This is a genomic window from Pontibaca salina, from assembly GCF_016307205.1.
Lineage (GTDB): Bacteria > Pseudomonadota > Alphaproteobacteria > Rhodobacterales > Rhodobacteraceae > Pontibaca > Pontibaca salina.
The window spans coordinates 389,965-403,575 of sequence record NZ_JAEIJD010000002.1 but is presented as its reverse complement, the minus strand read 5'-3'; the positions used below and the strand labels follow the sequence as shown (position 1 = coordinate 403,575).

General features: G+C 57.9%; 13 protein-coding genes. 4 read left to right on the top strand and 9 right to left on the bottom strand.

What is annotated here, in order from left to right; genetic code table 11:
* Positions 1–5: 5 nt before the first annotated feature.
* From JAO82_RS04610 to JAO82_RS04595, 4 genes are all read left to right on the top strand, one after another.
* Positions 6–1,175, top strand: a complete 1,170-nt coding sequence (locus JAO82_RS04610; RefSeq protein ID WP_198685161.1) for an FIST N-terminal domain-containing protein — start codon at positions 6–8, stop codon at positions 1,173–1,175.
* Positions 1,169–3,406 (top strand): hybrid sensor histidine kinase/response regulator, encoded by a 2,238-nt coding sequence (locus JAO82_RS04605; RefSeq protein WP_232897216.1) that lies wholly within the window; start codon positions 1,169–1,171, stop codon positions 3,404–3,406. Before JAO82_RS04610 ends, JAO82_RS04605 begins: the two co-directional genes overlap by 7 nt.
* Positions 3,407–3,497: 91 nt before the next feature.
* Positions 3,498–4,148: a hypothetical protein gene (locus JAO82_RS04600; protein WP_198685160.1), complete on the top strand. Its 651-nt coding sequence runs from the start codon at positions 3,498–3,500 to the stop codon at positions 4,146–4,148.
* Positions 4,145–4,495, top strand: a complete 351-nt coding sequence (locus tag JAO82_RS04595; protein WP_198685159.1) for a hypothetical protein — start codon at positions 4,145–4,147, stop codon at positions 4,493–4,495. Before JAO82_RS04600 ends, JAO82_RS04595 begins: the two co-directional genes overlap by 4 nt.
* A 9-nt stretch (positions 4,496–4,504) precedes the next feature.
* On the opposite strand, the gene JAO82_RS04590 is transcribed toward JAO82_RS04595, so the two are convergent.
* The 9 genes from JAO82_RS04590 to JAO82_RS04550 form a co-directional block, all read right to left on the bottom strand.
* Positions 4,505–5,290, bottom strand: a complete 786-nt coding sequence (locus tag JAO82_RS04590) for a quinoprotein dehydrogenase-associated SoxYZ-like carrier (protein ID WP_332872482.1) — start codon at positions 5,288–5,290, stop codon at positions 4,505–4,507.
* A gap of 114 nt (positions 5,291–5,404) precedes the next feature.
* Positions 5,405–8,197, bottom strand: coding sequence for an insulinase family protein (locus tag JAO82_RS04585; RefSeq protein WP_198685158.1), 2,793 nt, complete (start codon positions 8,195–8,197; stop codon positions 5,405–5,407).
* Entirely contained in the window at positions 8,194–9,123 is a 930-nt protein-coding gene (gene pip / locus JAO82_RS04580; RefSeq protein WP_198685157.1) for a prolyl aminopeptidase, read from the bottom strand. Before pip ends, JAO82_RS04585 begins: the two co-directional genes overlap by 4 nt.
* Positions 9,124–9,157: 34 nt before the next feature.
* The gene (gene pqqE / locus JAO82_RS04575) at positions 9,158–10,321 is read right to left on the bottom strand and encodes a pyrroloquinoline quinone biosynthesis protein PqqE (protein ID WP_198685156.1); all 1,164 of its coding nucleotides are present in this window, start codon (positions 10,319–10,321) and stop codon (positions 9,158–9,160) included.
* Positions 10,318–10,632 carry a pyrroloquinoline quinone biosynthesis peptide chaperone PqqD gene (gene pqqD / locus JAO82_RS04570; RefSeq protein WP_198685155.1) on the bottom strand — a complete coding sequence of 105 codons (315 nt, stop codon included), beginning with the start codon at positions 10,630–10,632 and terminating at the stop codon, positions 10,318–10,320. Before pqqD ends, pqqE begins: the two co-directional genes overlap by 4 nt.
* Positions 10,629–11,390, bottom strand: a complete 762-nt coding sequence (gene pqqC, locus JAO82_RS04565; protein WP_198685154.1) for a pyrroloquinoline-quinone synthase PqqC — start codon at positions 11,388–11,390, stop codon at positions 10,629–10,631. The genes pqqD and pqqC overlap by 4 nt, the downstream gene beginning before the upstream one ends.
* Complete coding sequence (gene pqqB, locus JAO82_RS04560; RefSeq protein WP_198685153.1) at positions 11,387–12,307, bottom strand: pyrroloquinoline quinone biosynthesis protein PqqB; 921 nt, start codon at positions 12,305–12,307, stop codon at positions 11,387–11,389. The genes pqqC and pqqB overlap by 4 nt, the downstream gene beginning before the upstream one ends.
* A 41-nt stretch (positions 12,308–12,348) precedes the next feature.
* Positions 12,349–12,429 (bottom strand): pyrroloquinoline quinone precursor peptide PqqA, encoded by an 81-nt coding sequence (gene pqqA / locus JAO82_RS04555; protein WP_198685240.1) that lies wholly within the window; start codon positions 12,427–12,429, stop codon positions 12,349–12,351.
* Between the two features lie 98 nt (positions 12,430–12,527).
* Positions 12,528–13,553, bottom strand: a complete 1,026-nt coding sequence (locus JAO82_RS04550; RefSeq protein WP_232897215.1) for a LysR family transcriptional regulator — start codon at positions 13,551–13,553, stop codon at positions 12,528–12,530.
* Positions 13,554–13,611 lie beyond the last annotated feature (58 nt).

Genomic DNA, 13,611 nt, shown 5'->3' with positions numbered 1-13,611 from the left:
TCGCAATGGAGGACAGCGCCGCAAATATCCTCCCGAGCGACAAAATCGTCGGTGTCGGCGTATCGCGCGCCCGCAACCCCAATGACGCCGTGCGCGAAGCGGTCGCAGAGTTGCCGGACAACGGTATTTGCTTTGCCTTGGTGTTTGTACCCGAGCGGCTGGAGCCACATTGCGTTGCCACCGCTTTGTCCCGCTACCTGCCCCAAACGCTGGCGTTTGGATGCACCACTGCAGGCCAGATTACACCTCAAGGCTATGAAAGTGATGCACTACTAATCGTGAGCTTTCCGCGCAATCATTTCCGTTGCTCCTCAACCTTAATCCATCCTCTGGCCCCTGTATCCATCGCCGATACAGCGGCGGCGGCGCGCCGACTGTCCACCCGTTTCAGTAGATCCGCCGGCTGGAACCGTTTCGCCCTCGTCTTGAGTGACGGGTTATCAAAACAAGAGGAAGTGCTGGTTGCCGCGCTCGAGGCCGGTTTAGAGGATATCCCAGTGTTCGGGGGATCCGCCGCCGGTGGTATGGCATTCAACTCAACTTTCGTGCTGCATAACCGCCGTTTTTACAGTGACGCAGCCGTGCTGATCCTAGTGGAAACCGATCTGACGTTCCGAGGCATCGGCTTTAACCACTTTTTACCCACAGAGGAACGCATGGTCGTGACCCGGGCGCGACCGGACGAACGTATAGTACTGGAACTCAACGGTTCGGCTGCAGCGCAGGAATATGCACGTTTGGTGGGCTGCGGCGTAGCGGATCTTTCGCCCCGCGTGTTTGCCGCAAATCCCGTGCTGGTGCGCAGTCATAACGCATGGCATGTTCGCGCCATTCAGCAAGTCACAGAGAACGGCGGGCTATCGTTCCTTTGCGCGATTGACGACGGCCTATTGCTGACGCTGGGCCGCAGCAACGGGATTCTGGAAACGCTCGAAAGCGGTCTTCGCGTGCCCGGCCCCGACAACGAAGCACCAAATCTGATCCTCGGGTTCGATTGCTTCCTGCGCAAGCTCGAAATCGAGCAGAACGCCATTGCTCATCAGGCGTCAGAGGTGCTGCGCGGCCATCGCGTGCTCGGGTTTAACACATTCGGCGAGCAGCATTGCGGTGTTCATGTCAACCAGACCTTCGTCGGCGTCGCCTTTTTCACACCTCAACGGGAGACAGCATGCTGATCGACAAAAACCTGCCTCCGGAAATTCAAGTCAAGAAACAGTTGCGCATCATTGATGCGCTGATCCGGCGCGCCGACCGTGAGCAAGATTTCGGCGGCTCGCCCTATTCGCTGTTTCAATCTGCAGTATCTCTCCAAGGCGAAGTCTGGGAAAAGACCAGAGATTTGGAACTTGCGCTCGACACATTGGGAAAGGCCAGTGTCGTGCTGGAAAGTACCGAACACGCCCGCGACCAGATGCAGCGCAACTTGGCCGATACGCTGGATATCATGGATGGTGGCTTTGCCCTTTTCTCTGCTGGCAAGCTTGAGATTTGCAATGACGTATTCCGGTCCCTGATCCCCGATATTACCGCACGGATTACCTCTAACCTGACGCTGGATGCCTATTTTGACCTGCTTGAAGACAGCAAATCGGCAACGCTGAGCGTAGATCCGGATGTCGGCACCCCGGGCCAGACCCGGCGTGCTGGGCAACGTGCCTCCTTTGTTCTGGCCCTGCCGCATGACCGGTGGTTTCAAGTCATTTCCCGGCGCACCAGCTCCAACAGCACAGCGCTTTTGCAGACGGAAATTACTGGAATTGTGCGCAAGAATCGTCTGGAAAAAGATCGGTTGATCGACAAGCAGGCCCATTTCCTGCAAGCCGCCTTTGACAATATGACCCAAGGTGTTTGCACGTTTTCCGCCGAAGGAACGCTGCTGATCCAGAATGCCGCGTTCGGGGGTTTACTCGACCTCCCCTATCCCCTGCGCCGAAAGGGAACGGCCTTTGCCCAAATTCTAGAACATGTGACCCGCAACCGACAATTTCAGGCCCTCGGACCCTATCGCCGCATCGAGGACAGGATCCTTCAACTGCGCCGCGAGGGTATGTTGAGGGATCGGATCCGACAGGTCGATGGCCGCGTTCTGGATCTTCAGGTCAACATGCTGCCCGACGGCGGCTTTATCGTGAACATCATGGATATCACCGTCGAGACCCAGACAACCCAGTCATTGGAACGGCGCGTTCAGGCAAGAACTTCCGAGCTTACGCAGGCCAATCTGCGATTGCGCCAGCAATACGACGAACAAGCGCGGGTCGAAGATGAGCTGCGCATCGCCAAGGAAGAGGCCGAAGCGGCGGTGTCCTCCAAAACCCGTTTCCTGGCTGCGGCGAGCCATGATCTACTGCAGCCAATCAACGCGGCAAAGCTGCTCATTTCATCTCTGGTTGACAGGTCGCGCCAAAGCGACATGGTCGAAACCATAGACCGGCTGGACCGCGCCTTCTCATCAATGGAAACTTTGCTGCATGCGCTGCTCGACATTTCGCGACTTGAGTCAACGGGAAGCGAAATCACCTTGAGCGAATTCGCGATCGATCAGATCCTAAGCCATATCAGCGAGGATTGTGCGCCCTTAGCGGCCGAAAAATCCCTTCGCCTGTCCATCGTACCAAGCGGTCTGCGTGTAAAAAGCGACCAGCACTACCTTCTGCGCTGCGTGCAAAACCTCGTGGTGAACGCGATCCAGTATACGCCGTCCGGGCGCATCTTGGTCGGGTGCAGGCGCCGCGGCAACAAGGCCGTTCTCGAAGTCTGGGATACCGGTATCGGGATTTCGCGCAAGGACCAAAAGCGGATCTTCAGCGAATTCACCCGCATCAATGCCGCCGGCTCGCGGGCGAGCATGGGTTTGGGGCTATCGATCGTCGAACAGGCTTGCCGCCATCTTGGTCACAAGGTCAGCGTTCGCTCAAAACCGGGGAAAGGGTCGGTATTCTCGCTGGAGTTGCCAATCGCACAAGGGGGCGACGCGGCACGTGGCGTCCAGCCGCAGATTTCTTCGGTTCCGCGTTCCGACATGAGCCTGATCGTCGCTGTGGTCGAAAATGACCCCGACGTGTTGTTCGCCACCACACAAAAACTGGAAAGCTGGGGCGCGAGCGTGCTTGCTGCGCAAGGCACACGCGAAGCGATTCGATTGGTCCGCGAAATCGGCATGGCACCGGATATCATCCTCGCGGATTATCATCTGGAAAATAATGATGATGGCATCCGCTGTATCGCAGCACTGCGCCGATTGGTGAAATCTGAAATCCCTGCGATCATGATCACAGCCGATCGCAGTGAAAAGCTTTTACAGGCAGGACAAAAGCATAACTTTTCGGTTTTGACAAAACCCGTTCACCTATCGCGCTTGCGGCCGCTGATCGACTGGAAGACGCGCCCGACCAGCCCATCTTAACAGTCGACGCCGACATAAGTCTTTGGTGACAGATGGGTTGCACCGCATAAACTGATCCCAAATCACGGAGCCGTCGAGGATGTCGATAATAATGAGATTTCCGATCTTGCTACTGGTTCTCGCGCTGTTACCATTCAGACCTCTATATGCGGCGGACCCATTTGATCTCATTTTTCGAACCGGCACATTGTCCGACGTTCCGGCCGCCCATCAATTGACCTACGCTCGCACTGTGTCCGTTCCCGCCAATCCGCAGATGGAACAAGCCGGCACAGGTCGCATCGTTCTCAGCCTCGTCCCAGACGACATGGCGCAACTCGACTTCCAGCAAGGCGACCAACACCGGATTATTGGCCGGTTTCCAGCAACGGTGGGCAACCCGATGATCATGTATTTTTTTGAGACCGTCATTAACGACGTGGCGCAGAATACCGGCGGCAGCCCGTACTACATCCGCAACCGCATCAAGGACGCACTGCGCGAGCCGACCGAGATAAAAGAATTTTCTGCAGAAACCAACGGGCAGAATATCACCGCCCAACAAATTACCCTGCGCCCCCTTAAGGGGGATCGCAACAATGCCAACATGCAGGGCTATGACGATCTGACCTTGACCGTCACGGTATCGGACGACGCGCCAGGTTGGTATACGGCTCTTGTCGCCGAGGTGCCGGGCGACCCAACCACGCCACCGCTTTACCACAGTGCACTCGCCTTAACGGATGCGGGAGCAGCTCAATGATGCGGTTCGGGCTTCTCCTCTGCGCGGGGTTGCTGGCCATGTCGGCAGATGCGCAATCGGTTCCTGAAACCATCAATGATTACCCAACCGAAGCGCGGGCGGATTACATTTTTGGCTGTATGGCGGCAAATGGTCAGGGGCAGGACGTCTTGCGCAAATGCGCGTGTTCGATTGATCGGATCGCATCAATTCTGCCTTATGCGCAATATATCGAAGCCGAGACCGTCCTCTCGATGCAGCAGACTGGCGGCGAGCGGATGTCGATCTTTCGCACCACACGCATGGCACAAGATCTGGTCGCTGAACTGCGCCGCGCGCAGGCCGAGGCCGATATCATCTGTTTCTGAAACGCGGACTTACGAGGATGTGCCCTTGTCGAGCATCTCTTCGAACACATTGCCTTCTGTGTCCTCGGCCCGGATCCGCAAAGCCGGGGCACCGTTATCCGTATATTCAAAGCGGAATACAGGGTTTTCGCTGATCGAAATCCCGCCGTCCAGCGTAAACAGAAGGTCGTCGCCTTGATAGACGTCAAGACGGTCAATGAAATGCGCGTTCATAAACAAATGGGTGATCTGGTCACGCTGAAACCCCGAATAGTTCGGATGACGGATCATAATCTGCGCCTCGCGGCGTTGACCCGACGCGGGCAATGCATTGGCGATCGGCTTGAGCCGCATTTGTCCGATGCCCTTAAGCGCGGCCTTGGGATCCTTCGTTGCAGGCGCCGAACATCCACCGGACGCCTTGACATAACGTCCCTGCATAAAGCTGCCCTGATCGGTTTGCGCGATCACTCGGATATTGGAATAGGTGTTTACCCGGACGCGCAATTCCAGCTTCAGCGGTGACATCCCGGTGCCAAAGCTCATTCTAGCGGCCAGCGGCGCGGGATTTTCATCAATCACGATATCCGCTTGGGTGATCACCGCGTCAGTGTCGGTCTGAATGATCGAGATTGGCACTGTGGCTGCATCGAAGGCGCGATACGGAGCGTCGACCGTAAAAAGCCCTGTGCCGTCCTGTAATGTCACATCTCCGACAATATCATCGCGCAACTCTATCCATGTGGGGGATTCGATCAGCGGATTCTCGACGGATTTATCCGCTGCGAACACGCCACTGGCGGATAGCGCGAGCACTGCGACAAGGACGGAGGTTCTGATGACGACTCTCCTAGATGATATGTGAGCTGGAAATATAGCATATTTTATGCGGAAAATACACCGCTCCCTAAGGGGGGGGGGATTGTGCGATCAGTTTCCGGGCAGATCATTCAGGGTGACCAAATGTGGACGTTGCGCCAGCACTTGGGCAAGCGCCTCTTTGCCGCCAAGTATAACGATGTGGGCTGAAGTTGCGGCGCTGCTCAATACATTGCCGGCATCTTCCAGATCATCTGGTTCGGTGGCCAGCACTGCGGCGCGAAACCCGTTGCGGTGCTCGGTGGTCCATCCGGCCAACCAATCCGTCAGCGTTTGCAATCCGCAATCGGGCGGCGATCGCGGACGCTCCAAAGCCCCGATAGTGGCTATGATCGCGCGAGTCAGATCCTCTTTGCTGATCCCATGTGCCAATTGCTGCCCTGCTGCGGAAAACACGTCAAGCGTCGGCAGGATATGCGGATCTCGATAGGAGAGAAACGTGCTGATACCGCTCATAGCATCGCCTCGGCACAAAACGCCATAGGCCCCGTTTTCGTCTCGTATCCTCTGCCGTAGCCAACCGGTCTCAAGCCATCGCAGCGCGACGGCAAACGACGCAGTGCATGCGGGTTGATTGCGCGTATCAAATGCCATTCCGACGAAATTGGCCTCGCCGGGGACAATGAACGCTTCGGATCGCTTTGACACTGGCAGAGTATCGGCGGATTTGGCCCTATCTCCCTCGGATAGTGAAACAATCAGCCGCTCGGCTCGCCTCAGAAGGTCTGTACTGCCCGACTGGTCATGAATGATACTGATCACAAGCCGTTTGCGACACCAAATAGCCCTCTGCAGGTCCTCAAGGCGCTGGCGGGCCTGATCTGGGTCGCGCCGAAGCACCCTTTGAAAATCATGGAGAAATTGCAAGTAGTTCAGACCGTCCGTCTGTTCGGCCCCGTTGATCTGAGCCCGCAGCCGTCGATCCAGAAATTCATGCGCTTTGGGAAGGATCTGCGCCCGAAGACGGATGATTTCTGATGCCACGAGTTTGGCCAATTGTGGCGGCTCGGGGATCTCAACCTCGCTCAACAACTCGCCGAGAATGTCGAATAGGCACGGGGCCTGCTGCGTCAATGCACGGGCGCGCAGGAGGAGATGCGCAGCTGCGCCCTGCCCCTTTCCCATTGTCGGGCACACAACCTGACAGGACAGGCCGCCGGTTTCCGTGCCGATCCTAAGCGCCATGTCCTGCGCGCTGCGGCAGGTGGTTCCCGATTGCAGCCATATCCGGCCGAACAGCGCCACGCATGAGAGCTGCGCAATTCCCTGAAGGTCAAAAGCAAGGTCGACATAGGTCAGCCCGTTGGTCGGCCGGTGGTGAAACAGGACAGGCACGCCGCTGACCTGTTCGCGCGCCAAGGGTAGCGCGACAGGCTCGGGCGACAGATCTTGCAGCGTAAGATGTGGTATTCCGGTCGATGCCTGCGGTTTGCGGCGCGCTGCATTGCTCGGGCGGGGCGGCGATGGCACCTTGCGTGCGCGTTTGCTCGGCATGCCGTCGGGGGTCAAAACCACAAGCGCAAAGTGCGGGTTATCAAGCAGATGGGTCTTCATCATCGCCTCGAAACACTCGGCTGGTTGGCGGCGAATCTCGGCCAGTTCACGCGCAAATCCAAGCCCAAGACGTGGATCACGCCCCAGCCGCCAAGCCTTGGTGAGGTCCTGCAAAAGACCCACCGCATGAGGTCGTTTCCACGTACCGCGATCACGACATCGAAACTCCACCGCATTCACGGCGCCCGCCAGAGCCTGAGCGCCATACCCTTTTCGCATCACCTGCTCGATTGTTTCGCGCGTGACACGCTCCACGTCGCTGATCCGCTCAGGGTCTACCCCAGTCAGGCGAACTGAAAGACGTGGCGGCGCAGTATCGTCCAGAAACCGCCCTTCAGCGATGTCTGTGCAATATCCGCCATCAATCAGCGCACGTCGCAACGGGGCGAAAGGTTGCCCGACCACCACCTCACACAGCACATCATAGGCCAGTTCTGCCAGCCGCCCCTTTGCCCTAGGAAAGGCCCAGTTCAGCGCAAGGCAAGAGGGGCCGCCGCCGGAATGACCAAATGTCACTATTTTGCGTGAGGAGATCACGGACCCGGTCAGGAGCGGTGGCGGCGGTCGTCTTTCGAATTGGCTGAACACCCGATCCAGACGACGCAGTTCTCCCGCAATGTCCGCCACCCCCGAAAATGCAGCCAGCGTATTCGAGGGCTGATAATAGCGCCGATGAAAGTGTTTCATCGCGGCATGTGTCAGATCCGTTATTTGCGCAGGATCGCCGCCATGAGCATGACTATATGGACCCGCGCGGAACAGCGAACGGCGGGCTTGCTCGGCCGATATATATTCGGACGCAGCATAGACCCCTCTCAGCTCGCTTAGGACCACGCCCTGATAAGAGCCATCGGCGGTCTGGTGCCAGCCCTCACGCCGGAAACTTTCCTCTGTCAACAGCGGAAAAAACACTGCATCAAGATAGACATCCACGAGGTTACTAAAATCCTGTGGATGCGGGCTGGCGACCGGAAAGATGGTAAAATCGGGATTGGTCGAGGCGTTGAGATAGCTTTGCAACGATCCTTTCAGAAGTTCCTCAAATGGTCGGCCTATAGGGTAGGCGCGCGAGCCGGACAGGACACAATGTTCAAGCACATGGGCGATGCCGGTGGAATCCGTCGGATAGGTGCGAAAGGCGATAGAAAATGTTTGAACGGCATCCGCGTTGAGCAAAAACACCGCCTCAGCGCCCGTCCGGTCATGTCGGAAATGACGGAAACGGGTGTGAATTTCGGCGATTTCACCGGTTGCGACCTCAGTAAATCCCGAGACCGCGCTGCGGGTCATGGCGCGATGTGACCGATCATGTCGATGATCGCGCGCTGCATCGCTGGCATAGTCTGGCCATCGTTTATCGAATGACCCGCCTGCCCTACATAGCGGATTTCAACGCCCGACCAGCGCGCTGCTAACCTGTGGGACGTCGATGGCGGGCATAACAGGTCATAGCGAGCCTGCACGATAATACCCGGAATCTCTGCCAGCGCCGGCGCATTCTGCAACAACGGCCTGTTCTTCAGGAAACAATCATAGCTGAAATAATGCGCCTCCATGAAGGGCGAGGCCGGCAAAATCATATTCCGATTATTCAGCCGAAGCGGATCAAGGCGCGTCTGTGTCGGCGCGATCTGGGACAAGATGCGCTCGGTATCGTGCCACGCCAAGGCAAAACGGCGGCTGTGATGCGTGTCGTTGTCCAAAATATGCGCCCAATAGGCGTCAAGTGGGCGGGCGCGTTCGCTCTCGGGCAAAAGCGCCAGAAAGTCCGCGTGCAGCGCGGGATGGAACATCGCCAAATTATCACAGAATGCGGTTTCCAGCTCGGTACGGGTCCCCAGAAATATCGACCGCAAGACCAGTCCCAAAGTCTGCTGGGGGTGCCGTTGGGCATAAGCCAGCGCCAGCGTCGCGCCCCACGAGCCGCCGACCACGATCCATTTGTCGATTCCGAATTGCGCCCGCAGCTTTTCCATATCGGCGATCAAATGATCCGTGGTGTTGGCGGCACGACTGCCTTTTGGTCTGCTCAATCCCGCACCGCGCTGATCGAACATCACCAGATAGGCACTTTCAGGGAACAGCTTGCGATGCGCTGCTTGGGCACCGCTGCCCGGCCCTCCGTGCAGAAAGACAATCGGGGTGCCATGAATATCCCCCGAGGTCTCGACATAGAGTTCGTGCCCATCACCGACCGCGACATGCCCGGTGCTCAATACACCGGCTGGGTGCCTTTCATCTGAGCCTGCCCTATCTATCGTTATTCTCCACTTCGGGTTCGGCCGTGCCGCCGATAAAATTGCGGTAGATGAAGCGCGAAGACCCGTCGGCGGCCTCGCGCCTTGCGGTCTGAAAAATCTCGTCATGCTGTGGCGACAAGGCGCAGGCCGGATCGGTATTGGCGGCATTGCCGGTCAGCGCGAAGGCTTGACAGCGGCACCCGCCGTAATCCTCTTCTCTCAGCGCGCAACTGCGGCAAGGTTCCGGCATCCAATCGGTACCCCTATAGAGATTGAAGGCGGGCGAATGCTCCCAAATCCACGCCAGCGAGTGATCGCGCACCGAGTCAAACACCAGCCCGGTTATGCTCTCCGCCGCGTGGCAGGGCAGCACCTTGCCTGCGGGCGAGATGTTGAAAAACTGCCGCCCCCAGCCGCCCATACATTTCTTGGGGCGCAGCGCGTAATAATCGGGCACGACATAATCAATCTCAAGGATACCGAGCAACCGTTTGCGCGCCGTATCGACCACGGCTGTAGCCTCCTCGATCTGGGCCTCGCTGGGCATCAAGGCAGCGCGGTTTTTCAGTGCCCAGCCGTAATATTGGACATTGGCCACCTCCAGCCGGTCGGCATCAAGCGCCACCGCCATGTCGATCAGATCAGGCAGTTCATGCAAATTCTGGCGATGTACAACCGCGTTCACGGTTAATGGCAGCCCGACTTCGCGCGTCCATTTCGCAGCCTCCAGTTTCTTGGCATGACCGCGCCGATGGGCCCCGATGCGGTTGGCAAGCGTCTCATCACTGGCTTGGAAACTGATCTGCACATGGGACAGGCCTGCCTGATAAAGCGCCGCAAGCCGGTCCTTCGTTAACAAAACCCCTGAAGTAATCAAATTGGAATAAAGCCCGACATCCGTGGCACATTGCACCAGTTCCAGAAGGTCCGTGCGCGCCGTCGGCTCTCCGCCCGAAAAGTGGATCTGAAGCACGCCGAGATCCGCAAGCTCGTGCAGGACACGCTGCCATTCTTCGGTCGAAAGTTCGCTCGCGGCGCGATCCATTTCGATCGGGTTCGAGCAATAAGGGCATTGCAACGGGCACCGATGGGTGATCTCGGCCAGAACCGACAGCGGCAGGCCAAAGGGGGTTGATTTGGCCGGTGCGAGAGGGTCTGACTTTGCGTCTGTCATGGGATCGCCTCCGTGTTCTCAGCCAGAAACCCCTTATCCGCCAAATCCTGAAGCATCGCACGCACATCGCGCATAATCTCGGCCTCGGGCGCGTCATATTTCGCGGCCAGCTCTGCCACCAACGCTGCGATGGAAGCCTTGCCGTCACACAGGTGCAACACCTCGACCGCGATCTCATCGGGCACAAGAATGCGTTCGGGGGCCAGCAACAGCCACCGCTCACGCTGCTTGTCGAATTTGAGCTTCACGTGGCGCGGCAGTATGGGCCGCGTGTCGAGCGCAAGCTGGATATGTCTTCGGGCCCCGTTCACAGCCGCTCGGGCCGGAACGCGCCGGGGGGCGGGAAGCCAGAGACATAGGCATGATAAAGCGCGTCAAGCTGCACCCAAAGCACATTGGTCTTGAAGATCAGCGCCTGACACACGGCCTCGCGGGCCGCGGGCGTGGTGGCGTGAGTGCGGACATAATCCAGCGCGAAATTGGCATCGCGCGGCGCCTGTTCCAGACGGCGCTGAAAATAGGTCATGACGCCGGGGTTGATGAAGTCGTAATGTTCAAGCATTCCGGCGATCCGCTGCTCGTGAATGCTCGGCGCGAATAATTCAGTTAGCGAAGAAGCAATCGCTTCCAGCGGTGATCGCCGGCCAACGAAGTCAACATAAGCATCGACCGCAAACCGCGTTGCCGGCAGAATACCTTGGGTCGACTCTACATAGGCCGGGTCCAGCCCCAACCCCGTGGTCAATTGCAGCCAGCGTTCGATGCCGCCCTCGCTATCCGTGTTGCCGTCATGGTCCTCGATCCGATGACGCCACGCGATACGGGTCTGTCGATCGCGGAACCGCGACAGAACCACCGCGTCCTTGATCGGTATTGAACTTTGGTAATAATAACGGTTTAGCGCCCAGGCCTGCACCTGCCCCTTGTTCATTTGGCCGTTATGCAACATCTCGTGAAAGGGGTGCAGGTTATGATAGCGCTTGGCCCCGATGTCCCGCAGCCGCTGTTCCAACGCGTCGGCATCCAGCAAGGGCGGGTCCTGCGTCGGGATGGCGTCAAACGCACTCACAAGACGATCTCCTCACCTGCTTCTGGAATCCGCCACCCCGCCGCCTCGATCTCGCGGCGCTCATCGCTTTCGGGGCGTAGGATCGGGTTGGAGTTGTTGATGTGGATGAACAGCTTCTGCTTAATGTCGAGCCCGGCCAGACTGGCCAGTGCGCCGTCCTCGCCCGAGACGGACACATGGCCCATCCGTTGACCGGTTTTCTGGCTCAGCCCGGCGGCGATCATTTCGTCGTCCCGCCAAAGGGTGCCGTCGAAAAATACCAGCTTGGCCCCTTGGATCTGCTGTTTCAGATCGCCGGTTATCTGGCCACAGGCAGCAATGAAGAAAAAACCGTTTTCGCTGTCCGTTTCACGAATATGCAGACCCATGGTATCACCTGCTCCGCCCTTGTCCTGCGCTGCACCCTCCAGATACCAAGCGGGTTTGCCGGACACTGCAAAAGGCTCAACCGTGAGCCCCGAGGCTGCGCCGTTCTGAAGTTTCAACTCAAACGCCTTGTCGTGCTGCACCGGCACACGCGGCACCTGATCACGGTTCAGCACGTTAAAGATGCTATTCTCAGCCAAAACCGACAGCACGCGATCATGACCATAAATCGTGAATGGCGACCCCTCGCGCAGGTTCAGCAGACCGGCGACAGCATCAATCTCGCCATTGGTCAGGATCACCCCCGCAATCGGGCTATGACGTTTTCTGCCAAAGACAGGACGCAGTTGCGGCGTGGCATTGATCTGCTGGCGGATATCGGGCGAGGCGTTGATTAAAAACCAGTTCTCGCCATCGCCGCTAACCGCGATCGAGGCTTGGGTACCGACCAGTTCGGGACGTTCCCGCGCCGCCTGACACCCGGCGCAATTGCAGTTCCATTGCGGTATTCCTCCGCCCGCCGCGGTGCCAAGGACAATGATCTTCAGCATGGCCAGAGATCTTTGGTGATCAACGAACGAAGAACCAAGTTCTATTTCTGCTTAGCGCAGGCATACATGTTGATTTCCATGCCGACAGACACTTCTTCAATTTTAGGAGCTTTCCATGCCATGACTCTTCTCCTTTGGTTTTTTTGCACAGCTCGGTGCTGCTTATTCAATAGTAGACCGCCAGTGGAGAACGTCCATCTATGCTGGTGATAGGGCCAACCTATAAGGCGGCCATCATGAAGCGCGGCAGGTCGTGGATCGGCGGCATGTCGTACGCGTTTCCGGCGGCCTGAAGCGCTTTGATTAACGCGGTATAGGCCGGATTGTGTAGATATTGCGGCGCCACCAAAGCCACAATGTGGCGCGGCTCTAGATCGACGCGATACAGTCGTACATGTTCGGAAGGCTTGCCCCCAACCAGTGTCGACAGGGCCGGTGCCAGACAAACGCCGAGATTTTGCTGCACCATCGCTATGGCGCTTTCATAACTGCGTACACGGGCAAACAGCGCGTTTTGCGGCAACCTACGATCATACCAAGCCTGCACCCGTGCGCTATATTGCGTGCCAAATGAAAACTGGATCGTGCGGTTCAGCAGCGCCAGATCGGCTTTGGCCAGATCCGTTTCGGGATCGCGCACGTCGTCGAGCCGCAGCCGCGCGGGCACCACCAAAACCAGCGGGTCCGCCAAAATGGGCATCTGATGAAACCCGGCGCTAGCTGATGCGATCGAATTCGACGCGATCAGCCCCATATTGATGTGCCGCCCATAAAGCAGATCCAGAACCTCAGCCGGCGCGCAGTCGTGAATATCAAAATCGGCATCCGGGGTTACTGCATGAACCGCTGCGATCGCCTGTGGCAGCAGTACCCGCAGAATTGAACTTAGCCCGGCCAACCGGATGGTTTGGCGCGCGCCCTTGCCGATGGCCTCGACGCCCTCTTCCAACGCCTGCATGCTGTTGAGAACCCGCTCGGCCAGCCGCAAGATGCTGCGCCCCTCTTCGGTCAGGATCATGCGGTTTGAGCGACGCTCAAACAATTGCGCGCCCACCGCACTTTCCAGCCCGGAAAGCTGTTGGGATAACGACGGTTGCGCCACCCCTAATTGCTTGGCCGCCTTGGTCAAGGTGTCGCTATGCGCCACAACCCAGAAGATCTGCAGCCGTCGCAATGTAATCCCGCCCCCGATATTTGCTGCATGACTGTTGGGCGGTTCGGGGTTATCAGATAAGATGCGTTCCAAGGGTAAGCGCCTCCTCTATCGAGTCAGTTTAGCCTGTCGCGCCCGTAGGGGGAGAAAA